At 39.4% G+C, this 22,160-nt stretch carries 21 protein-coding genes; 20 read left to right on the forward strand and 1 reads right to left on the reverse strand.

Going from position 1 to position 22,160, the window contains the following annotated elements:
* Nucleotides 1-96: 96 nt before the first annotated feature.
* The 12 genes from pth to CD00_RS20250 all read left to right on the forward strand — a co-directional run bounded on the left by pth (nucleotide 97) and on the right by CD00_RS20250 (nucleotide 12,419).
* A complete protein-coding gene (pth, locus tag CD00_RS0114115) occupies nucleotides 97-666 on the forward strand; it encodes an aminoacyl-tRNA hydrolase (protein WP_026656548.1) in 570 nt (189 codons plus the stop codon).
* Nucleotides 667-4,221: a transcription-repair coupling factor gene (mfd, locus tag CD00_RS0114120; RefSeq protein WP_026656549.1), complete on the forward strand. Its 3,555-nt coding sequence runs from the start codon at nucleotides 667-669 to the stop codon at nucleotides 4,219-4,221.
* A gap of 103 nt (nucleotides 4,222-4,324) precedes the next feature.
* Complete coding sequence (locus CD00_RS19520) at nucleotides 4,325-4,606, forward strand: hypothetical protein (protein WP_051594222.1); 282 nt, start codon at nucleotides 4,325-4,327, stop codon at nucleotides 4,604-4,606.
* A gap of 194 nt (nucleotides 4,607-4,800) precedes the next feature.
* The gene (locus tag CD00_RS0114130; RefSeq protein ID WP_026656550.1) at nucleotides 4,801-5,526 is read left to right on the forward strand and encodes a LytR/AlgR family response regulator transcription factor; all 726 of its coding nucleotides are present in this window, start codon (nucleotides 4,801-4,803) and stop codon (nucleotides 5,524-5,526) included.
* A 646-nt stretch (nucleotides 5,527-6,172) separates the two neighbouring features.
* Entirely contained in the window at nucleotides 6,173-6,820 is a 648-nt protein-coding gene (locus tag CD00_RS0114140; protein ID WP_185750462.1) for a sensor histidine kinase, read from the forward strand.
* A gap of 126 nt (nucleotides 6,821-6,946) precedes the next feature.
* A complete protein-coding gene (locus tag CD00_RS20440) occupies nucleotides 6,947-7,120 on the forward strand; it encodes a hypothetical protein (protein WP_207640505.1) in 174 nt (57 codons plus the stop codon).
* 61 nt (nucleotides 7,121-7,181) lie between these two features.
* Nucleotides 7,182-8,285, forward strand: a complete 1,104-nt coding sequence (locus tag CD00_RS0114150) for a radical SAM/SPASM domain-containing protein (RefSeq protein WP_026656553.1) — start codon at nucleotides 7,182-7,184, stop codon at nucleotides 8,283-8,285.
* Nucleotides 8,272-8,553: a PqqD family protein gene (locus tag CD00_RS0114155; RefSeq protein ID WP_026656555.1), complete on the forward strand. Its 282-nt coding sequence runs from the start codon at nucleotides 8,272-8,274 to the stop codon at nucleotides 8,551-8,553. Before CD00_RS0114150 ends, CD00_RS0114155 begins: the two co-directional genes overlap by 14 nt.
* Complete coding sequence (locus tag CD00_RS0114160; RefSeq protein WP_026656556.1) at nucleotides 8,554-9,825, forward strand: MATE family efflux transporter; 1,272 nt, start codon at nucleotides 8,554-8,556, stop codon at nucleotides 9,823-9,825.
* 77 nt (nucleotides 9,826-9,902) lie between these two features.
* Nucleotides 9,903-11,093: a pyridoxal phosphate-dependent aminotransferase gene (locus CD00_RS0114165; protein WP_026656557.1), complete on the forward strand. Its 1,191-nt coding sequence runs from the start codon at nucleotides 9,903-9,905 to the stop codon at nucleotides 11,091-11,093.
* A gap of 25 nt (nucleotides 11,094-11,118) precedes the next feature.
* The gene (locus CD00_RS18525; RefSeq protein WP_051199178.1) at nucleotides 11,119-11,772 is read left to right on the forward strand and encodes a phosphatase PAP2 family protein; all 654 of its coding nucleotides are present in this window, start codon (nucleotides 11,119-11,121) and stop codon (nucleotides 11,770-11,772) included.
* Between the two features lie 128 nt (nucleotides 11,773-11,900).
* Nucleotides 11,901-12,419, forward strand: a complete 519-nt coding sequence (locus CD00_RS20250; protein WP_051199177.1) for a DUF6465 family protein — start codon at nucleotides 11,901-11,903, stop codon at nucleotides 12,417-12,419.
* 190 nt (nucleotides 12,420-12,609) lie between these two features.
* On the opposite strand, the gene CD00_RS0114180 is transcribed toward CD00_RS20250, so the two are convergent.
* Entirely contained in the window at nucleotides 12,610-13,407 is a 798-nt protein-coding gene (locus CD00_RS0114180; protein ID WP_026656558.1) for a hypothetical protein, read from the reverse strand.
* Nucleotides 13,408-14,590: 1,183 nt separating this feature from the next.
* Here CD00_RS0114180 and CD00_RS0114185 point away from each other — a divergent pair.
* The 8 genes from CD00_RS0114185 to dnaK all read left to right on the forward strand — a co-directional run bounded on the left by CD00_RS0114185 (nucleotide 14,591) and on the right by dnaK (nucleotide 22,101).
* Complete coding sequence (locus CD00_RS0114185; RefSeq protein ID WP_026656559.1) at nucleotides 14,591-15,193, forward strand: hypothetical protein; 603 nt, start codon at nucleotides 14,591-14,593, stop codon at nucleotides 15,191-15,193.
* Nucleotides 15,194-15,217: 24 nt separating this feature from the next.
* Nucleotides 15,218-15,448: a helix-turn-helix domain-containing protein gene (locus CD00_RS0114190; protein WP_026656560.1), complete on the forward strand. Its 231-nt coding sequence runs from the start codon at nucleotides 15,218-15,220 to the stop codon at nucleotides 15,446-15,448.
* Between the two features lie 112 nt (nucleotides 15,449-15,560).
* Nucleotides 15,561-16,376: an ABC transporter ATP-binding protein gene (locus CD00_RS18540; protein WP_330370487.1), complete on the forward strand. Its 816-nt coding sequence runs from the start codon at nucleotides 15,561-15,563 to the stop codon at nucleotides 16,374-16,376.
* Complete coding sequence (locus CD00_RS0114200) at nucleotides 16,361-17,086, forward strand: ABC transporter permease (protein WP_026656561.1); 726 nt, start codon at nucleotides 16,361-16,363, stop codon at nucleotides 17,084-17,086. The genes CD00_RS18540 and CD00_RS0114200 overlap by 16 nt, the downstream gene beginning before the upstream one ends.
* An 8-nt stretch (nucleotides 17,087-17,094) precedes the next feature.
* The gene (locus tag CD00_RS0114205) at nucleotides 17,095-17,805 is read left to right on the forward strand and encodes an ABC transporter permease (RefSeq protein WP_026656562.1); all 711 of its coding nucleotides are present in this window, start codon (nucleotides 17,095-17,097) and stop codon (nucleotides 17,803-17,805) included.
* A 596-nt stretch (nucleotides 17,806-18,401) separates the two neighbouring features.
* Nucleotides 18,402-19,436, forward strand: coding sequence for a heat-inducible transcriptional repressor HrcA (gene hrcA, locus CD00_RS0114210; protein WP_026656564.1), 1,035 nt, complete (start codon nucleotides 18,402-18,404; stop codon nucleotides 19,434-19,436).
* A gap of 19 nt (nucleotides 19,437-19,455) precedes the next feature.
* Nucleotides 19,456-20,139: a nucleotide exchange factor GrpE gene (grpE, locus tag CD00_RS0114215; RefSeq protein WP_242827221.1), complete on the forward strand. Its 684-nt coding sequence runs from the start codon at nucleotides 19,456-19,458 to the stop codon at nucleotides 20,137-20,139.
* Nucleotides 20,140-20,220: 81 nt separating this feature from the next.
* On the forward strand, nucleotides 20,221-22,101 hold the full coding sequence (gene dnaK / locus CD00_RS0114220) for a molecular chaperone DnaK (RefSeq protein WP_026514403.1): 1,881 nt from the start codon (nucleotides 20,221-20,223) through the stop codon (nucleotides 22,099-22,101).
* The last annotated feature ends 59 nt before the right edge of the window (nucleotides 22,102-22,160 follow it).

A 22,160-nucleotide genomic window follows, 5' to 3' on the forward strand; every position in this document is an offset into this window, starting at 1 on the left:
TGAATAGGCTTTATACATTGTAATATCAAGGGAGATGTAGTAGTGTTAGGGATAATAAAGAAATTTTTTTCAAAAAAAGAAGAGGATTTTGGCAATATGTATGTGATAGCGGGACTTGGAAATCCCGAAAAGAAATATTTCGGAACAAGACACAATGTGGGATTTGAAACAATAGACGCATTGTCGGATAAATATAATATTGGTCTCACGGAGACAAAGTTCAAGGCTGTGTATGGAAAAGGAAAGATAGGTGATCAGAAGGTTATTCTTGTAAAGCCTATTACATATATGAACTTAAGCGGAGAAGCGATAAGGCCTATCTGTGACTATTTCAAGGTTGATACCAAGACAGAACTCATCGTGATCTCGGACGACGTTGAGCTCGATGTGGGTATGATCAGGGTTAGACCTAAGGGAAGCGCCGGCGGACACAACGGGCTTAAGAATATCATTGCGCAGCTTGGACACGACGAGTTTAGCAGAGTTCGTGTCGGAGTTGGCAAGAAGCCCAAGGAATACGATATGGTGAACTGGGTTCTCGGCCATTTCGAGGGCGAGGATGCTACCGGAATCAAGGACGGAATAGGACGAGCTGTCGATGCGGTCTGCGAGATAATGGAGAACGGCGTTGACAGTGCCATGAACAAATTTAACGGTAAAAAATAAATGAGAGCGATAACAACTCCTTTAAACGAATTAAAAGAATTCGAAGAACTGAATAACTATCTTGAGAAGCCCTTTGCCTGTGCGGAAGTGACGGGATGCGTAGACTCCCAGAAACTCCACTTTATAAGCAGTCTTGGGGCTGACTTTAAGTACAGAATAATCGTAACTTACAGTGATCTTAGGGCAAAAGAGATATATGAGGATTACAAGTTTTATGACAAGAATGTCACTGTGTATCCCGCTAAAGATCTTATCTTTTACCAGGCCGATGTGCACAGTAACGAGATTGTAAGACAGAGAATACGCTGCATGAGAAGGCTTCTTGAGGGAAGACCCGTTACTGTTGTTACGACATTTTCAGCGCTTATGGCGCCTCAGATAAAACCTGAAGTTATAAAAGAAAACATTCTATCCATAGACAGGCACGTTCCGATTGATGAAACCGAGATCGCAAAGCGTCTTGTTACAATGGGATATGTCAGAAATTATCAGGTAGAGGGACCCGGCGAGTTTTCTGTAAGAGGAGACATCGTCGATGTTTTTGACCTCACGGAAGAAAATCCTTTCAGAATAGAGCTTTGGGGAGATGAGATCCAGTCAATCAGAAGCTTTGACATTATGTCGCAGAGATCGCTTGAAAAGCTTGAATCCATCGACATTTACCCGGCATCAGAGATCATCCTTGATGAGAAAAAGCTCAGAGAAGGAATGGACAGGGTTAACGAAGATACCGAGAAAGTCTGCAAAACACTTCGCGCTGAATTCAAGACGGAAGAAGCTCACAGGATAAAAAAACAGACGGAAGAATTAAACGAGCAGCTCTTTGAACTCCACTCAGTAGTCAATCTCGAGAGTTACATCCGTTATTTTTATGACGACACCGTCACTATTCAGGAGATGTTCCCGAAGGGAAAGAGCTGTATCTTTATCGACGAGCCACAGAGGGTTCTGGAGCATGCGATGGCTGTCGAGGCTGAGTTTAAAGAGAGCATGACGCACAGAGCCGAGAAGGGATACGTCCTTCCGGGGCAGATGGATCTTTTGTATTCAATAGATAACTGCATATCGAGAATGGGAAACGGCCGAAGAGTGCTTGTTTCCGCACTTGCCATGCCCAAATCCCAGAATCTCTTTTCACCGGAAAAGAGCTGGGACATTAACGCAAGGAGTGTGGCTCCCTATAATAACAGCTTCGATTCTCTCGTAAGCGATCTTAAAAGTTATGTGAAAAAAGGCTACAGAGTGCTTATTCTCTCAGGTTCCAGAACGAGGGCAAAAAGAATTGTCGAGGACCTCAGGGATAATCTTGTTACCGCATTTTACAGCGAAGATCCGGGAAGAGTCCTGAGACCAGGCGAGATAATGACTTATTACGGAAGGATTCTCAAGGGATTTGAGTATCCGGGGATTAAGTTTGCCGTGATTGCGGAGAGCGACATTTTTACCGAGCATATAAGGAAAAAGAGAAAGAAAAAGGCCAAGTATACCGGTGAGAAGATATCTAACTTTGCGGACCTTAAGATCGGCGATTACGTAGTTCATGAAGAGCATGGACTTGGTATATACAAAGGTATAGAAAAGGTTGAGACTGACAATGTTGTCAGGGATTATATAAAGATCGAATACGGAGACGGCGGCAATCTCTACGTTCTTGCAACGGGACTCGGCGTTATTCAGAAGTATGCTTCGGGTGGCGAAGAAGGTCACGGCCACAAGCCAAAGCTCAACAAACTTGGTACCTTGGAGTGGACACATACCAAGAACAAGGTAAAGGCAGCGGTAGAAGAAGTTGCGCAGGATCTTGTCGAACTCTATGCGAAGAGGCAGGAGACAAAGGGCTTTGAGTTCAGTAAGGATACGGTTTGGCAGCAGGAATTTGAAGATGCATTTCCTTTTCAGGAGACGGAAGATCAGCTGAATGCGATAGAAGAGACCAAGCGCGATATGGAATCATCTGTTATTATGGACAGACTCGTTTGCGGTGATGTCGGATTCGGAAAGACTGAGATTGCGATTAGAGCGGCGTTTAAGGCGGTTCAGGACGGAAAGCAGGTTGCGGTTCTTGTGCCCACGACAATTCTTGCCCAGCAGCATTATAATACTTTCAGCGAGAGAATGAGAGATTTCCCCGTAAGAGTTGACCTGATGTCCAGATTTAGGACTGCAAAAGAGCAGGCAAAGACAGTTACCGACCTTAAGAAAGGTCTTGTTGATATAGTTATCGGAACGCACAGGCTTCTTTCAAAAGACGTTCAGTACAAGGACCTGGGGCTCCTTATCGTCGACGAGGAGCAGCGCTTCGGTGTTACACACAAGGAAAAAATAAAGACTATAAAAGAGAGCGTTGATGTTTTGACACTTACGGCAACGCCTATTCCGCGAACGCTTCATATGTCGCTTGTTGGAATAAGAGAGATGTCTGTCCTCGAAGAAGCTCCTAACGACAGGCTTCCAATCCAAACTTATGTTATGGAATACAACGACGAGCTTGTGCGAGAAGCGATAGTTAGAGAACTTGGAAGAGACGGTCAGGTTTATTACGTGTACAATAGGGTCAATGACATAGCGGATGTTGCGGCAAGGATCCAGAAACTTGTGCCCGAAGCGAACGTTGCTTTTGCGCACGGACAGATGAAAGAGTCAGAACTTGAGCGTATCATGTACGACTTCATCGACGGAACTGTCGACGTTCTCGTTTCGACGACTATTATCGAGACGGGCCTTGATATCTCCAATGTAAATACCATGATCATCCACGACTCAGACAAAATGGGACTTTCCCAACTCTATCAGCTGAGGGGAAGAGTCGGACGCTCGAACCGCACAGCTTACGCCTTCCTTATGTACAAGAGAGATAAGGTGTTAAAAGAGGTTGCGGAAAAGAGACTTTCTGCGATCAGAGAATTCACCGACCTCGGAAGCGGCTTTAAGATTGCCATGCGTGACCTTGAGATAAGAGGCGCGGGAAGTCTTTTGGGCAAAAAACAAAGCGGCCACATGCAGTCTGTTGGATATGACCTTTACTGCAAGATGCTCGAAGAAGCTGTCCGCCATAAGAAGAACCCCGGCGAAAAAGATACAAGAGAAGACATCAACACTGTCATCGACCTTGATGTCAGCGCATATATTCCCGACAGCTATATCCTCAACGAAGAGCAGAAGCTTGAGATATACAAGAGAATCGCGAGCATAGAGAACCAGACGGAGAGCGACGATATGAGAGATGAGCTCGTCGACAGATTCGGAGAAGTTCCAAAGACTGCTCTTAATCTCCTCAGGATCTCACTTATAAGAACCGCCGCGCACAAGCTCTTTGTTCCCGAAATTAAGGGCGGCGACGGCAAGATAGAGATAAAGGTAACTCCAAACGCCAAGATAAAAGGCGAGAAGATCCCCGAGCTCCTCGCAAGATACGAGGGCAAGATGAGCTTCCATGCTGCCGGAAACCCTGTGTTTATCTATAAGTACAAGAAGGATAAGAACAGCGAGAAGGCGGAAGATATGCTACTGAAGGATACGGAAGAGATATTGGCAGCGATGGAAGAGTTGCTGTAGTGTAGGTGTCGTTTATACACGATAAAACATTGGAAAAAGAGGTTTTAAGATAGAAGTGATTTCGGCTTATAGGTTCTTTTTGCAATAGGAGGCGAACAAGAGAATGAAGGATAGACATGAACTTCTGGAAATCGTTTCAGAGGCAGATAAGGATGTTGGGAACGGAAGAGTGGCACCTATTCAGGATACGTTTGTTGAACTTAGGGGGATCCTGGAGAAAAAGGGAGGGTTGAAATATGAGATAATCCGTTCTGATTCTGCGGCTAAGGTTAGTCTTATTAGTGAACTTAATGCAGGCTTTGCGTCTGGAGAAGAGGAACGATGGATAAGTGATGATGAAGTTGCTGAGCATTTTGAGAATAGGCGCAGGATGGTGAAAGGCTGAGACGCAAGATTAAAGTGAATATTTATCCATAAAAATGTAAAAGATAATATATGTGGAAAGTTGCATGAAAAGAGGGTTTGTGCAACTTTTTGTTGCTTTTGCGTCTGTTTATTTGTGCTATTTGATATTGCAAATGAAATTATTATGTGGTAAATTGCCATTTGTATGTGACTATTGGCAGGCAGGAGAAAGACATGAAGGATATAGGTACATTCAATATCGCTATTTGTGATGATGTTAAATTATGGCATCACGAAATTGCAGATTCTTGTAAAAACTTTTTTGGTGATAAGGAAGTTGGTCTTAATTTTTATTCATATTATTCAGGTGAAGAGATTGTTAAAGAGCGTAGTCGAGAGATAGATTTGCTGTTTCTCGATATCGAAATGGGAAAGCTTAGCGGACTGGATGCATTGGCTCAGATTGAAAAGATGCCTAATATAAAAACGATTATTTTTGTTACAAGTCATCCGGAAGCTGCAATATATGCTTATGGCTTTAAACCGGTAGGTTTTATTACAAAACCGATTAACGCAGATGAATTACATTCCAAGCTCGGTGCGATATATTCTAGAATGATGCCAGAAGCTTTAATATGTTTTTCTGATAACAGTGGAACATTCCATTATAGAAAGTCAGATATCCTATATGTGGAAGCGGATTCGAGCTATTGCAATATTCATTCAAATCGCGGGACAATTGTTGTTTCACATACACTTAAGAAGTGTGAAGAAACATTATGTGGTATGCCGTTTCTGAGAGTGCATAAGTCATATGTTGTAAATTTAGACTATGTAAAAAATATGAATGCTGCAGAAATAAATCTGCTTAATGATGAGAAGATTCCGATTGGAAGAAGTTATAAGGCTGATTTAAGAAGAAACTATCAGAAATATCTGATTATGGAGCTTAATGCATGAAAGAATACGTATGGTTAGTAGAATATAGTTTACTGGATCTATTGAAATATTATATGTTTTTGCGATTGGTTTTTGATATCAGAATAAAGAAGGATGTGATGATGCCGGTATGGATGTTTGCTTCAATTATTTGTTGTCTGGTATATTATAACGTATGTGGTTTTGATAGATATTTCTACATTATGCCTAATATATGTTCGTTATTTCTTATTGCGCTTGTTCATAAGAAAAGTAGATTGAAGAGCGTATTATTTATAGTATTATCTTGGATTATAATGGATACTTTTTCGGAGACAATAAGATTAGGCATATTTTCGTTAACCGGGAATGGAAAAATTTTGTATGGGACTGCGATTGGAAACACTCTTGTGCCCAAATGCATGGTGCTTATTATCCCCTTTTTTTATCATGTTGTTGTCAATATCATTTTGAAAAAAAGATTGAGTATTCTTTTTTTTCTTATCAGTGGGGGCTTATTCTAATAAGTTTTTTAGGATGTTTTATAATAATATCGTCGCTGAAAGATTCGTATATCGAGAAAAACTTGGATAGATATGAGTTGGTGGAGACAAGTCTTTTTATGATTATATTCTTTTTCTTGTTTGTTATGGTTATGGTATGGCAGAGCTATGTCATGAAGAGAAGTATGGCAATGAAAGAGAATGAAAGCAAGTATATTTATATGCTCAAGGCACAGGAAAAATATTTCGAGGAGTTACGAAGAAGGGATGAAGATATAAGAAAATTCAGGCACGATACTCGCGCCCATATGGCGGTTGTACGAAAATATATAGAACAGAATAAATATGAACAAATACTCAAATTCTTATCAGATATAGAGAATCAAATTGGAGTGAATGAGAAAAGAAGTTATACAGGGAATGTAGCTGTTGATGCAGTGATATATGATCAGATAAGAATTATGGCTGAAAAGAATATAGAATTCAGCTTTGATGGAGTCTCTTGTATTAGAGAAGAAATAAGTGATTTTGACCTGTGTACGATTTTTTATAATATTATCAGAAATGCAGTAGATGGGTGCGAGAAAGTTGAGTTTGGTTGTAGGCATATCGATGTGAAAATAAAGAATATCGGGGAGAAATTAGGAATTATTGTTGAAAATAATACGGTATTAAAAATGCTTTCGGAAGATGGAGTTATATCCACTTCTAAAGATGATAAACAAAAGCATGGATTGGAAATGAAAAGTGTAAAAGCGGTGATAAACAAATATAATGGCGTATACAGTAATTCAATAAAAGACGGGAAATATGTCGTAAATATAGTTATATAGATTGCAAGAAGACTTCGGAATTACATCCGGAGTTTTTTATTACAAGAAAAAACATGTCGTTTATAAAGGATAACAGTCATTCACTAAGAACCTATTTTCTCGAGGAAATGTAGACGTTATATTGATATGGGCGGTTGGATAAAGGTTTGCAGTGTACATAACATAATGTGTGTTAGATACAAAAACTTTGCATTAAACGGTGAAGTTTTATGTATAAAAATAAAAAGGAGGGGAATTGTTATGGTTAACACATATGAATCACCTGAAGCAGTGCATTCAATGCTTTGGGGAAAACACTAATTTTTTAATGGAGTACCTACATCTAGTAGATGTAGGTACAATTTCTAGAAAGAGGTAAGACATGAGAGAATATTTTAAAACACCTGCAATAGTGGATATAAGTATTACACAAAAGTGTAATTTACATTGTGATTATTGTTCTGCGTCAGCAGGCCCCAATGCTGAAACAAATAATGAAATGTCATTAGATGATTATAGAAGATTGTTTAAGGAACTAGATGATTTACATGTATTAAGAGTATCTATAAGTGGTGGAGAACCTTTGATTAGAGAGGATTTTTTCGATATTTTAGAAGAAGCATGCAAATATGACTATGCGACTGTAATTAATACAAATGGAACGTTAATCACTGATGAATTAGCTTACAAGTTAACGAAGTACTCATTTGATAGAATATGTGTGACATTAGATGGAAGCTGTGCTGAAATACATGAATATCATAGGGGGAAAGGTACTTTTAATAAAGTTCTAGAAGGAATAAAGATATTGCAAAAATATAATCTGCCAGTTTCGACATTGTTTACATTAAATGAGAAAAATGTTGAGGACCTTATAAACGCAATCAGATTTAATGAAGCGCTAGGCATGGATTATATGACTGTTATGGTCGTGTGTCCTACTGGTAGAGCTACAGATAAGAATGTTGTTTCAAAAGAAAAATGGTATCCGTTATTTTTGAAGCTAAGTGAAATGAAAGCTAACGATGAGATTCATATAAATTTCAAGATTGTTCCACCGAATGAAAGTGAAACATTTTGGCTATATTATTATCCCTTAAAATATTATGATAGATTAGATCTGTTGCAATTTTGGAATCAAGATATTACTATGCAAACAGAAAAAAGAGAACTATCATGCATGGCTGGAATAAAAGCGGCATGTGTAACTCCAGAGGGTAAAGTATTTGGTTGTGAATTAATGCTTAGTAATCCAGATTTTTGTGCTGGAAGTTTTAAAGAGCATTCATTTAAATCAATATGGGACGATTCGGAAGTTTTTAACAGGTTTAGGAATGCTTGTTTTGAAAATATAACTGGAAAATGTAGTAAGTGTAAAAATGAATGGTGCGGTGGTGGATGCCGGTCATCGGCATTTAATTTGACTGGATCTTATATGGGCTCAGATTTAACTTGCTTTGAGGAGGATTTGGATGAACTTGCCTGAATGTTTTAAGTTGCATATTAATAGAGTATATATAGTAAGAACAGAAGGCGAATACTATTCGACTTTTGATCCGATAGATTTGGCTTTTTTTAAGATAAATAGGATAGGTGCAGAAATATTATACATGATTTCCAATGGAGGAAAAGTGTCGGAGATAATAGCATATTTATCGGATAACTATGGTATTTCTCTTGAAAATGCACGAGAGGATACCTTTTCATTTCTGAACTACTGTCAGAATGAAATACATATGGAACTTGGTGTATAAATGATGAAAAAAGAAAGTTTGATAGCAAAAATCAATAAAATAAGTATTCCGTTGATGTTTACTTCCGTTACGAGTTTGGTGATGGGAATGATTGACCAAATATTTGTGGGGCATATTTCCATAGAGAGTTTTGCGGGAGTTGGTTTGGTTGTTTCGGTGCTTAATTGTATAGTTGGTGTACTGGGAGTTTTATCAATTGGATTTGTGATACAGTTTTTTGATTCCAAAGAGTCGGTACGTGAGGAATTGTTCGCTAATTATTATATGATCAGTTTACTGATTGGTATGTTTTTTATGCTGATAATTGGAGGGTTTTCCAGCTCGATTTTAAAAATTGGATTTGGTCTGAAAGATAAAACTCTTTATGAAGGGGCTGGATATCTAAAAATATACAGCGTCAGTTTTTTGCTGAACATGCAGATCTTTATTTGTAATGCGGTATTTAAAATTCAAAAGACGACAAGTTGCATATTTTTTACATCGCTTGCAGGCAACATAGTTAATATCATATTGGATTATCTTTTGATATTTGGAAAGCACGGTTTTCCTAAACTTGGTACAACTGGCGCGGCTATAAGTACAGTAATTGCGCTTGTTGTGACATTGCTATCCGAAGTGATAGTTATATTAAAAAGACGATATATCTGCAGGATTAATTGTGTCAGTCTGAAAAAGATGAGAGATATTATCAAGTATAATATTCCGCTAATTGCGCAAGAACTGTTGGAAGGTGTTGTTCTTGTGTTTTTGACAAATATGATTGTGGGACGTATGGGAGCAATTACGTTGGCGATTTTTAATATTTCTCAGCAACTGATAAATATCGTTCTTATGCCTGCATATGGCTATTCATCAGCTATCAATGTACTTATTAACGATGATAATTATAATAAAAGAGATGTTGCGAAATCAGTATTCAAAGTAGGTGCGGCGGCGTATTTTTTATTTGCGTTAATTGTTTATGCCAATAGATATACGATATTAGGCTTTTTTGGCGAAGATTACAGAGGATTAAAGAATACCTCGGTTATTATTATGGTATCAATAATTATTCAGGGCATAAATTACATTTTTGTTCTTTTGAGAGCGATGCTTCAGAGTATGGGAGAAGCAGAGTGGATTCTAAAAATAACTTTTCTGATTAATATAATTATTTCATTATGCATGATATTTTTTGCAAGAAATCTCGTTTCACTGTATTTACTATTAGGAATGAATTATTTGGCTATTAGCGTATCATCAATAAAACGGATAAAAAGGAGTTTCCAATGATGGAGCTCCTTTTTTGTGTTATACTGAAATACAAAGTTTTTATTTAGGAATTTAGACTAATATTAGGAGACGAGGTTATGATTAACGAGACATATAAATCAATGCTTGGCGCAAAGTCAGTAATTAGAGAGCTTTCGGAGTACGCTACCGCGAGGGGAAAAGAAATCGGATACGAGAACGTTTTTGATTTCAGCTTGGGAAATCCTTCGGTTGCGGTTCCTCAGGAATTTACAGATGAGATGATTAGGCTTCTTCAGACGGAAGATACCATGACACTTCACGGATATACTCCAAGTCTCGGTAATCCTTTGTATAAAGAAAAGATTGCACAGTCTTTGAATAAAAGATTTGGAATGAACTACGGACCTGAGCACATCTTCCCTACAACAGGGGCAGCAGGTGCAATCTCACATGCAATCAGAGCAATCACAAAGCCCGGAGACAAGGCGCTTGCATTTGCACCATTTTTCCCTGAGTACAATCCGTACATAACAGGTGCGGGAGTTGAGCTTGAGGTTGTTCCCGCAGACACTGAGACATTCCAGATCAACTTTGATAAATTTGAAGAGATGTTTACAGCTGACGTTGCGGCAGTTCTCGTGAACACACCCAACAACCCTTCAGGTGTTGCATATTCGACAGAGACACTTACAAGACTTGCCGAGATTCTTACAGCTAAGTCAAAAGAGTTCGGACATACGGTATATCTTTTGTCCGATGAACCATACAGAGAGATCGTGTTCAAGGGCGCTGACGCTCCGTATGTATCAAAGTTCTACGATCACACTTTGAGCTGCTATTCATTCTCCAAATCTCTTTCTCTTCCCGGAGAAAGAATCGGATACGTTGCGGTTAATCCTAAGTGCGAAGGCGCAGAATTTATCGTTCCCATGTGCGGACAGATCTCAAGAGGAACGGGACATAACTGTCCTCCTTCAATTATCCAGCAGGCTGTTGCAAAGGTGTGCGACATGACGGCAGATCTTTCCGTTTATGAGACAAACATGAACATTATCTATGATACTTTGGTTGAGCTTGGATTTACGGTTGTAAAACCCGGCGGAACTTTCTATATAATGCCTAAGGCGCTTGAAGAGAGCTCTATCGAATTCTGCAAAAAAGCTAAAGAGTACGATCTTATCTTCGTACCCACAGACGGTTTTGGGGCACCGGGCTTTTTCAGAATGGCTTATTGCATAGAGACGGAGAAAGTTGAGAGGGCAATGGAGAGACTTCGTAAGTTCGTAAACGAAGTATATAAGAAATAAGTTTTGACTATATGGAGGAGGTGCCATGAAAAAAAGAGGCTACGGGAAGACAATATTATTGTTTATTATTTCGATTATATATACGGTGCTTGTGACTTTTGTTGACAAGCAGGCTATTGGTCCGGAGGGCACCAGTGTTGGCTTTTCCGCAATCAACAAGGTGGTTCTCGACCTTATCTCTTACAATCCTATGTGGGATAAGATAACCGACCTGATGCTGATGATCGCTATTCTTACAGCGGTATATTTTGCGGCAACAGGTTTTCTTCAGCTTGTAAAGGAAAAAAGAACTCTTGCCGAGATTGATAAAGATATTCTTATAATGGGATTTTTGTATGTGATACTTGTTATCATGTATGTGCTTTTTGATAAAGTTCCTTTCAACTACAGACCGGTTCTTTTACCCGACGAAGTTGAACTTGAGGCGTCATTCCCGTCAACACATGTGCTTATGATCTGCACAATCATGGGAACAGCTATCGCTGCATGGAGAGAAAGATTTTATGATGACGAAAATCTTGTGACAGTTCTTAAAGTCTTCGCCTGTGCGGTAATGTTCATAGGTGTTGTTGGAAGAGTGTTGGCAGGTGTGCATTGGTTCAGTGACATATGCGCGGGATTGCTTTTTTCAGCCACTTTGATATCGGCATATGAAGCTACACTAGATAAATTGGGATGATATAAAGGGCAATTATCTGTAGATGCTTTGACAATGCAGTTTATTGGTGGTAAACTTTATTTCGTAATCACTTTATTGTTTTAACGAGTTTCATGGATCATTTGCGATTTTGAGGAGGATAACGAAAAATGGCAGAGATTAAGAAGGCGGAAGCAGTTGTAAAACCTGTTGCAACTATCAAGAACCCTACTTTTATTACAGAAGTTAAAACACCGGAAGTAAAGACTACAACTGCCGAGACAAAGAAAGCACCGGCAAAGAAGGCTACTGCAAAGAAGACTACAACCAAGAAAGCAACAGCCAAGAAGACAACTACCAAGAAAGCTGCTAGTACAGCTAAGAAGGCAACAGCAACAAAGACTGCTGCAAAGAAAACTACTACAAAGAAGGCTACTGCTAAGAAAACAACTGCAAAGAAGACTACAACAAGAAAAGCAGCTACAAAGCCTAATGTAATGATCGAGATTCAGTATTCATACAAGCACATCTCGAACGAAGAGCTTGTTCAGAAATCTTTGGATAACTATCAGTACGACCTTAAGGGCGATCCTTCAAAGGTTAAGAAGCTCAGCATCTACGTTAAGCCTCAGGAAGATAAGGCTTACTATGTAGTTGATGACAAGATTTCAGGTGACATCGATATCTGATGAGAAGTGCATGACGGCTGTCATCAGCCTGTGAGAAAAGAAATAGAGGAGCAATGATCGGAGTAATCCGGTTGTTGCTTCTTTTTTTTATCATAGGAAATTTAGCTTTAGCGGCGAAATCTTGCTTACATCTTTGATGCTCTCTGTTATGCGGGGATGGAGCTTATCGAAGCGAGTATGAGTTAAAGGTTTATTGCAAAAATTCTTTAATCATATTTTGGATTATATTTGAGCTTATAGCATTTTGAGAGGTTTCAAATGTCATAATCATGTTTTTGCCTGGGAAGAATCCGTTTTGATTGTACGCTTGGATCTTAGCTATATTTTTGTTGGAGTAAGCAATATTATCCATCATTCCGAAATGTTCCCATACTATCTCTTTTCTCTTATTTATATTAAGGCATGTAAAATCCGGGTATACTGTTCCTATCCCTTTCAGATATAAAGGATATTCATAGCGATAAGGAACACCACATTGTTCTAATGTATTGGCTATGATAAGTTCAGATTTGGAACGTACTTTAATACCCTTACCTGAGTAAAATTCAAAATCCTTCATGAATTCTGAGCTTTCGTAGGAAACAGATTCCCACTTTTTTACAAATATTTCTTCTGTATCAATAATAGGTGATACGAGTAGTTGTCTGGCCTTTGACATATGCGTATAGACCTTGTCAATTTCGGAAACATCATATACTTTTAGAAATTTATCAAGTTCTTTTTTTAGAGTATTGAGCTTAGTTACAACAGCATGCTCATATTTTTGTTGCGCAACGTTCCTGAGAATATTGAGTTCGTCGGCTTTTGCATATGTTCGTTTTCCTGAAACTCTGTCAACCCAATAATACTGATCATAACCGTTACTCTTGCTGACAACAATTCCTCGATCGGGTATATTCTTCAGTTTAAGTAGGTTTTTGTTGGATTTTGAGATGAGCTCGTCAAGTTCCTTTAGTTGTGCTTTCATATCTTCTTTTAAATCTTGCATAGTACCACCATTATTCTTTTTTTTCATGTAAACACTGGTTATAAATTGGAAAATGCGACGATGAAATTATTGCCGCGTTGAAATATTAGAATCGGTTTGATGAAAACCGAAGAAGACTATAACTCGAAACATGACCTTATGTCAATATGGTTTGTTCATTTAAAAATATTTTTTATTCTTTTGTTTTACGTTTTTATTTTACGTCTGCTGAATGTGCAATCTGTTCATCTTGCGTTCGTTTTTAAGAGTATAGCCTAGTGCTGATGTCACCAAATAAGCCGACTTTATTACTTGTCTAAATTGTCATCTACGTTGTTGCCGTCAATCGCCGTACCGCCCGGTACGGCTCATTCCTCCGCCTGGCAGAATGACAATTTCTTCTTCGTAAAAAGGTCGAAGTATTTGATGACAGCAGCACTGGGAGATCTTTACGCGAGACGAATGGCAGAACTGAGCTTGTACACGTAGAGATAAGCGATTGTAGGAAAGGCTATACGGTCATAGAATTTCGGAGAGCTATTTGTGCACGTAGAAATAAGCGGATTAGGAGTGGCATTACGGGCATAGATATCCAGAATTGACATGTTCACGTAAGAATAAGCGAATAAGGGAGTGGTTCTACGGGTATAGAATCTGGAAATTAATTTATACACGTAGAGACAAATGGATGTGAGATGGATTTTACGGGTATAAAGTGTGTAAGAGAATCTGAGTAACGGAGGGGCGAAAGAGCCTATTTGTATCACAAAGCTTTTTCTTCGAAGATAAAGATATAACAAGCTTTGTAATTGAATTGCAAGATATAGCCTTTTTGCCACTCTTGCTGCTCTTTACGATAAAAAATAAAACAAACAAGATAAATATTTAATGTTTATCATTAAAAAGTTATTGACAGGTATAAAACAGGATGCTATATTATACTCATGAACAGGAAATAACCGGACGCGGTGATGAAAAGTTCATAAATTCTCGAGAAAATGCAATCAAGATAATTTGAAGTTAGATACAAACGTGAACGCACATGAAGTTGCCAAAAGAGGTTAAAGAAAAAAGTTGCTTTCACAAACGAAATAAGAAAATAAATAAGAACAAACAACAAGAATGAAAAACGGCCATGCGCCGAAATAAGACAACAAATAATAATTGAGCGCGAACATAGGGATTCGCAGATGGGAGAATAAAAATGAGAGAACAGGAAATTAAACTTGCTAATGTAAAGAAGAGCTGCAGTACAACCGGAAAAGTTGCAAAAGTACTTGGAATTCTTATGGCTGTGATTGCTGTAGTGATGCTTGTTGGCGGTATAGTGATGCTTGCCTGTAAGAGCAATATCAATAGTAGTATAAAAACTGAAGAAGTGAGCGGAAAAGTAGTAGCACATGTATTCAGTGAGAACGGAACTGAACTCTTTAGTCTTGAGCAGGTTGAAGATATGGGAAAACATGGCATCTTAGGAATGTTTAACGTTGTGGGAATTCTTATGTATAAGGGTATGGCTGCGGAAGCATTTGCGGTAACTTTCTTTTCTACAGCTGTTACAATTGCTATCCTTGCCGGAATCTTCATCATAATAATGAAAGTATTTAAGCTCATTGAAAATAGTGATTCACCTTTTAGCGGAGATGTTATGAAGAGACTCAAGACAGCATTTATCATAATTACTGTTTACACATTCTTTGCAGTAGGTCTCGGAGCTGCAGCTCTTGCAGGAGTTGTATTCTGGAGCATATATTGCATCCTTGATTACGGTTATGTTCTTCAGAAAGAATCCGATGAAACTTTATAATTCCGGAAATGTGAGGTAATTGATATGGGTAAAATCATACTTAGATTGGACCGCGTAATGGCTGACAGAAAAATGTCTCTGAACGAACTGTCGGCAAAAGTCGGAGTATCCAATGTAAATTTATCTAAGATAAAAACAGGAAAGATCAGCGCTATCAGGTTTTCAACACTGGAAGCTATATGTGAAACTTTAAACTGCCAGCCGGGAGACATACTTGAGTATGATCCCGACACGGCATCGGATGACAGTGAATAAAAAGGAAAAATATGGAAATCACTATAGAGAACTTGACTAAAAGATTTGGAGATCAAATTGCGGTAAATAATTTGTCTCTTAAGATTCCGGAAGGTAAGATATATATGGTTTCATAGGTGCAAACGGTGCCGGTAAAACAACGACCATGAAGATGATGGTTGGACTTTTAAAGCCTGATTCAGGCGTCGTCAGATACAACGGAAAAGAAATGAAACATCTGGATAGCAGTATAATGCAGGATGTAGGCGTGTTTATCAGTAAACCCAATTATTATCCCAAGCTGACGGCAAGAGAAAATCTTGCATATCTTCAACGAATACTTGGGAAAACTGTTGAAGAAGCAGACAGAGTTCTTAAGCTTGTTGGGCTTGACGCTGTTGGTGACAAAAAAGTTTCTAAGTTTTCTTTTGGAATGAAGCAAAGACTTGGGCTTGCCATTGCCTTTCTGAATAATCCCAAGGTACTTATTCTTGATGAGCCGACTAACGGGCTCGACCCCAAAGGAATATTTGAGATTAGAGAGATGCTGGGAAAGTTGGCTCATCAAATCGGATGTACGGTTTTTGTTTCCAGTCATAACATTGCGGAAATCGAGAAGCTTTCAGACAGAATTTGTATCATCGACAGAGGTAAAAAGATATTTGAAGGAAGCGTTGATGAACTTTATGAAACTGAAGGACTGGAATATTGTATAAGGACAAATGATTCTGAAAAAGCAGCGGAGCTTTTTGGCAAGATTGGACTGACATATGTAAGAAAAAATGATGCATTCTTTATGGAGATGGCAAAAGAAAAAATACCTGCATTGTTAAAACTTCTTATTGATGCAAATGTTGAAGTATATGAGGTGTCGCCAAACAACAGCCTTGAAAACATATATCTGACGATTACCGGAAAAGGAAGAGGTGGCATATGCAGTGTCTTATAAGAGAAGAAATAAAAAAGATACAGGCTGACAAGTGCGTACCATATGTGATAACCGGCTTTGCGGTGTTATGTAACTTGATTGTAGCGGTCTTATGCAAGTTTGATGTGACTAACGAGGATGTACTTGCATTATACGGAAAAAACGGAGTGAATCTATATTTTTTCATCGGTATAAATACGCTTGTTGGGCTCTTTTGCGCGATGTTTGTCGGATACATGATTTTGACAAAAGAATATATAAATGATACCTGGGATCTTCTGATGACAAAACTGTTTGACGGCAAGAAACTTGTTGTGGCCAAATTCATCGTATTTATGCTGTATCAGAGCATCTACATACTTTTTTCTATTGTTTTATACATTCCGATTTCAAAGCTCTTAATTCGCGCAGATATAGATTTCAGAATGCTTGGAAGTGTTCTGATCATAGTTTTTTTCATAAATGCATTCTGTTATATACTTCAATACTGTATTCAACTATATGTCAAAAATTTCCCCATAGCCGTTGTATCAGGACTTCTGCTTATCTACATCCTCGGATCGATCAGAAAAATCGTGCATATTGCAAATTACATCGGAACGGTTGCCGGAACGTACGCATTTGAATCCGGAAATGTATATAATGCAAAGTTCCTTGCTACATCCTCATTACTGAATGTTGCAATCGGCGCTACTTTTGTATATATAAGTGGGAAAAAGTTCTACTCATAGGAGGGAACATGGATTATTTAAGATTTGAACTAAGAAAAATTAAAGGTTCCGGGATACTCGTAATCGGAGTTGTTCTGACAATCCTGTCTGTTTTGTTTCAGGGATATTTGGGGCTCATGGTAAAAGAAATAACATGCGATATCATACATGTTACTGCGATGGATCTTTTTTCGACCCTTATTTTCCCTATATTTATATCAGTTGTGGTTTCGGAGAGCTTCTCTATAGAAGAGACAAATTGTGGAATCGCAAATTCTTATTTCACTAATATTTCAATAAAAAAGATCTATACGATGAAACTTTTGACTGTCAGACTTATAAATCTTTTTTATTTCATATTGGCAACTGCGATAACCATGATATTTGTTGCCCTAAAAGGCGGAAATCCTTTGCTTACTCTGTTAAAAGAGTGGAAGTGGCTCGCTCTCTCGTTGTTGACTATATTTACACTGATAAATATAGTCGGACTTTTTATCATATTGTTCAAAAGCCGTCTCTGTTCAATGCTGATATCTGTTATAGCAACCATTCTAGCCAGTGTACTTAATCCACTTGGAATATCCTGGCTCAACCCATGGTATGGCTTCGAACACGCTCTTTTTTACAGGGGACTTAGCCACCTTGCCATAACCTACATGATAACCCTTTTTGTACTAAGTGATTTTCTTATAAAAAAGAAAATCCAAGTAATTCCCAACCTTCTGGAAACCATGGTCTAATCATTATTTCAAATTATGTACTTCAGGAATCTATACATTCTTGAACATGAAGTTCAAGAATGCATCAACCAAGCCAATTAAAATCGACTTCGGCGATGGGGCTTGGTTGACTCTTGAATCACTTTCTCACGAAATCTGCAGCAAGTGCGGATTTCTGTAGTTTCATCTAAGATATCATATACTATAAAGAAGCACTTTATTTAGTAGTGGTTTTCCATAACCAGCCGGGACTTGAAGGCATATGTTCGAAAATGTGCAGATCTCGGACGAGCAAGATGATTTTCGAATTTTCCAAGAAACGGGAATGCCGACTTCTCTGAGCAACGTCGAAAGGAGGCATTCCCGTTTCTTGGAAAATTATGAAAATCACTGCGCAGCCGAACACAAGCATTTTTGAACATATGCCTTCAAGTCCCGGCGTCATGTAAGCCACCACTTTATATACTTTTTAGAAAAGGTATGTTGACATTAATGGTCCGGAGTGATAATTTATGATACAGAAGATGTTAGCACTCAAGTCAAGTGAGTGCTAACACATGAGAAAACAGTTACCGTCCAATGAATTTAACCGGTGAATACATAGGAAGGTGGACACTTTGGAATTAGACGAGAGAAAAAGAAAAATACTTCATGCGATAGTCAGAAATTATCTTGAGACAGGCGAACCTGTGGGAAGCCGTACGATTTCCAAGTACACGGATCTTAATCTGAGTTCCGCTACTATAAGGAATGAGATGGCAGATCTCGAGGAGATGGGACTTATCATTCAGCCTCACACTTCTGCGGGACGTATTCCTTCCGATCAGGGCTACCGTGTCTATGTAGATGAGATGCTTCGAGACAAAGAGCAGGAAGTAGAGAACATGAAAGAGATGCTTCTCGATAAAGAAGAGAAGCTTGAGACACTTCTTAAGAAGGTTGCCAAGACACTGGCTGTTGATACCAACTATGCGACAATGATTTCGGCGCCTCAGATCAGGAAGAACAAACTTAAATTCATACAGATATCCAAGGTTGATGAAGAACATCTTCTTGCAACCATAGTAATAGAGGGCAATGTCATCAAGAACAAGATTATAAACGTCGAGGAAATGCTTGATGACGCCACGATGTTGAAACTCAACATTTTGCTTAATACCAGACTGGACGGACTTGCGGTTGAAGACATCAACCTCGGACTTATAGCGGCGGTTAAGCAGGAAGCCGGAATACACAGTGAGATCATAGGAAACGTCATTGATGCTGCGGCAGAGTCAATCACGGCGGATGACGATCTTCAGATATATACAAGCGGAACGATGAACATCTTCAAGTATCCGGAACTTACGGACAGTGCCAAAGCGAGTGAGCTGATAAGCACGTTTGAGGATGCCAAAGATCTTAACAGTATCGTTGAGAACACGCTCTCTGCTGATGAAGAAGAGACAGGCATTCAGGTCTATATCGGAAACGAAACTCCGGTTCAGGCGATGAAGGATTGTAGCGTTGTTACCGCAACATACGAACTTGGTGACGGAATGAAAGGTACCGTCGGAATAATCGGCCCTAAGCGAATGGACTACGACAAAGTTATTTCGACACTTAAGAATATGAGATACGCTCTTGATGAACTTTATAGGAAAAAGAGCTAGATGAGGAGGCAAAGTTAAATTGAGCAGTACAGATAAGAAAAAAGTTCACGATAAACCTACAAAGGAAGTGAACGAGCAGGAGAAGGAAGTTCTCGAAGAAATCATTGAAGAGCTTGAAGAGGAAGCTAAAGAGAAGAAGGAAGAAGCTGCCAAAGAGGAAGCCGAGGCCGAGGATAAAGAAGCTTCCGAGGAGAATAACGAAGAGACTTCCGAAGAAGAGACTGACGATAAGAAAAAAGGTCTTTTCAACAAAAAAGAGAAAAAGGATCCTCTTAAGGAAAAGATAGATGAACTCAATGACAGACTTATCAGACAGGTCGCAGAGTTTGATAACTTCAGAAAGAGAACCGACAAAGAGAAAGCTCAGATGTTTGAGCAGGGACAGGGAAGCATCCTTGAGAAACTTCTTCCTGTAATTGACAATTTTGAGCGAGGACTTCAGGCAGTTCCCGAAGATGAGAAAGACGGAGCCTTTGCAGACGGTATGAACAAGATCTACAAACAGCTTATGAAGCAGATGGAAGATCTTGGAGTAACCCCGATTGAAGCTGTGGGAAAAGAATTCGATCCCAACTTCCACAACGCGGTTATGCAGGTGGAAAGCGAGGAATATGAATCCGGAATTGTTGCACAGGAACTTCAAAAGGGATATATGTTCCACGACACCGTGCTCAGACACAGCATGGTTGGTGTTACCCAGTGAGTGGTATAGAAAAAGACAAATCAATATCACTGTATATCAATACGTAAATAATTCAATTTTTATAACGGAGGAAAAGTAGAAATGAGTAAAATTATCGGTATCGACTTAGGTACAACAAATAGCTGCGTAGCAGTTATGGAAGGCGGAAAGCCTACTGTTATCGCTAATGCAGAGGGAGCCAGAACAACACCTTCAATCGTTGCTTTCACAAAGAATGGCGAGAGAATAGTTGGTGAACCCGCTAAGCGTCAGGCAGTTACAAATGCAGACAATACAATCTCTTCAATCAAGAGAGATATGGGTACAGACAACGGTCGTACCATTGATGGAAAAAAGTACTCTCCTCAGCAGATTTCAGCTATGATCCTTCAGAAGCTCAAAGCTGATGCAGAGCAGTACCTCGGCGAAAAAGTTTCAGAAGCTGTAATCACAGTTCCCGCATATTTCAATGACGCACAGCGTCAGGCTACAAAGGACGCAGGTAAGATCGCAGGTCTTGAGGTTAAGAGAATCATCAACGAGCCTACAGCAGCTGCACTTGCATACGGACTTGATAACGAGAAAGAGCAGAAGATTATGGTTTATGACCTTGGTGGTGGTACATTCGACGTATCAATCATCGAGATCGGTGACGGTGTCATCGAAGTTCTTTCTACAAACGGTGATACACACCTTGGTGGTGATGACTTCGACCAGGCTATCATCAACTGGATGGTTCAGGACTTCAAGAGCAAAGAGGGTGTTGACCTTTCAGGCGATAAGATGGCTATGCAGAGACTTAAAGAAGCTGCAGAGAAGGCAAAGAAAGAGCTTTCTTCGTCAACAACAACAAATATCAACCTTCCTTTCATTTCAGCAGGCGCTGATGGCCCTAAGCACTTCGATGTAGATCTTACAAGAGCTAAATTTGAAGAGCTTATCCACGACCTTGTTGAGAGAACAGCAATCCCTGTTCAGAACGCTATGAAAGATGCAGGTCTTACAAATTCAGATATCGGAAAAGTTCTCCTTGTAGGTGGATCAACTCGTGTTCCTTGCGTAGTTGAGAAAGTTAAGCAGCTTACAGGCCAGGAGCCTTCAAAGAACCTTAACCCTGATGAGTGCGTAGCTATCGGTGCTTCTATCCAGGGTGGTAAGCTCGCAGGAGATGCAGGCGCAGGCGATATCCTTCTTCTTGACGTAACACCTCTTTCACTTTCAATCGAGACAATGGGTGGTGTTGCTACAAGACTTATCGAGCGTAACACAACTATTCCTACAAAGAAGAGCCAGGTATTCTCAACAGCAGCTGACAACCAGACAGCCGTTGACATCAACGTTCTTCAGGGTGAGAGACAGTTCGCTAAGGACAATAAGTCACTTGGACAGTTCAGACTTGACGGAATCCCTCCGGCAATGAGAGGAGTTCCTCAGATCGAGGTAACATTCGATATCGATGCAAACGGTATCGTTAACGTATCTGCTAAGGATCTTGGAACAGGAAAAGAGCAGCACATCACAATTACAGCAGGATCAAACATGTCTGATGAGGACATCGATAAGGCTGTTAAGGAGGCTCAGGAATATGAAGCACAGGATAAGAAGCGTAAAGAAGGAATTGATGCGCGTAACGATGCTGATTCATTTGTATTCCAGACTGAGAAAGCTCTTCAGGAAGTTGGCGACAAGATAGATGCATCTCAGAAGCAGGTAGTTGAAGATGACATCAAGACTCTTAAGGAAACACTTGAGAGCACAAAGGATAAAGAACTTTCAGACAGCGAGATCGATGCTCTTAAGAGCCAGAAAGAGAAGCTTATGACTGATGCTCAGGCACTCTTTGCTAAGATGTATGAAGGTGCTCAGGCAGCAGGTGCAGGCCCTGATATGGGTGCAGCAGGCGCAGGTCCTGACATGAGCGGAGCTTCAAATGCAGCTGATAACAACGACAACGTTGTTGATGGCGACTACAGAGAAGTATAATAAGGTTTATGATAAAGTTTCTGATAGCCAGACGAATATTCGCCTGGCTATTCGGAGCA

Origin of the sequence: Butyrivibrio sp. AE3003, assembly GCF_000686065.1 — a bacterium.
Lineage (GTDB): Bacteria > Bacillota > Clostridia > Lachnospirales > Lachnospiraceae > Butyrivibrio > Butyrivibrio hungatei_A.

Excerpts from the sequence above, each read along its gene's own strand:
- pth (WP_026656548.1), top strand. The coding sequence starts at position 97 with ATGTATGTGATAGCGGGACTTGGAAATCCCGAAAAGAAATATTTCGGA.
- mfd (WP_026656549.1), top strand. The coding sequence starts at position 667 with ATGAGAGCGATAACAACTCCTTTAAACGAATTAAAAGAATTCGAAGAA.
- CD00_RS19520 (WP_051594222.1), top strand. The coding sequence starts at position 4,325 with ATGAAGGATAGACATGAACTTCTGGAAATCGTTTCAGAGGCAGATAAG.
- CD00_RS0114130 (WP_026656550.1), top strand. The coding sequence starts at position 4,801 with ATGAAGGATATAGGTACATTCAATATCGCTATTTGTGATGATGTTAAA.
- CD00_RS0114140 (WP_185750462.1), top strand. The coding sequence starts at position 6,173 with ATGGCAATGAAAGAGAATGAAAGCAAGTATATTTATATGCTCAAGGCA.
- CD00_RS20440 (WP_207640505.1), top strand. The coding sequence starts at position 6,947 with ATGGGCGGTTGGATAAAGGTTTGCAGTGTACATAACATAATGTGTGTT.
- CD00_RS0114150 (WP_026656553.1), top strand. The coding sequence starts at position 7,182 with ATGAGAGAATATTTTAAAACACCTGCAATAGTGGATATAAGTATTACA.
- CD00_RS0114155 (WP_026656555.1), top strand. The coding sequence starts at position 8,272 with ATGAACTTGCCTGAATGTTTTAAGTTGCATATTAATAGAGTATATATA.
- CD00_RS0114160 (WP_026656556.1), top strand. The coding sequence starts at position 8,554 with ATGATGAAAAAAGAAAGTTTGATAGCAAAAATCAATAAAATAAGTATT.
- CD00_RS0114165 (WP_026656557.1), top strand. The coding sequence starts at position 9,903 with ATGATTAACGAGACATATAAATCAATGCTTGGCGCAAAGTCAGTAATT.
- CD00_RS18525 (WP_051199178.1), top strand. The coding sequence starts at position 11,119 with ATGAAAAAAAGAGGCTACGGGAAGACAATATTATTGTTTATTATTTCG.
- CD00_RS20250 (WP_051199177.1), top strand. The coding sequence starts at position 11,901 with ATGGCAGAGATTAAGAAGGCGGAAGCAGTTGTAAAACCTGTTGCAACT.
- CD00_RS0114180 (WP_026656558.1), bottom strand. The coding sequence starts at position 13,407 with ATGCAAGATTTAAAAGAAGATATGAAAGCACAACTAAAGGAACTTGAC.
- CD00_RS0114185 (WP_026656559.1), top strand. The coding sequence starts at position 14,591 with ATGAGAGAACAGGAAATTAAACTTGCTAATGTAAAGAAGAGCTGCAGT.
- CD00_RS0114190 (WP_026656560.1), top strand. The coding sequence starts at position 15,218 with ATGGGTAAAATCATACTTAGATTGGACCGCGTAATGGCTGACAGAAAA.
- CD00_RS0114200 (WP_026656561.1), top strand. The coding sequence starts at position 16,361 with ATGCAGTGTCTTATAAGAGAAGAAATAAAAAAGATACAGGCTGACAAG.
- CD00_RS0114205 (WP_026656562.1), top strand. The coding sequence starts at position 17,095 with ATGGATTATTTAAGATTTGAACTAAGAAAAATTAAAGGTTCCGGGATA.
- dnaK (WP_026514403.1), top strand. The coding sequence starts at position 20,221 with ATGAGTAAAATTATCGGTATCGACTTAGGTACAACAAATAGCTGCGTA.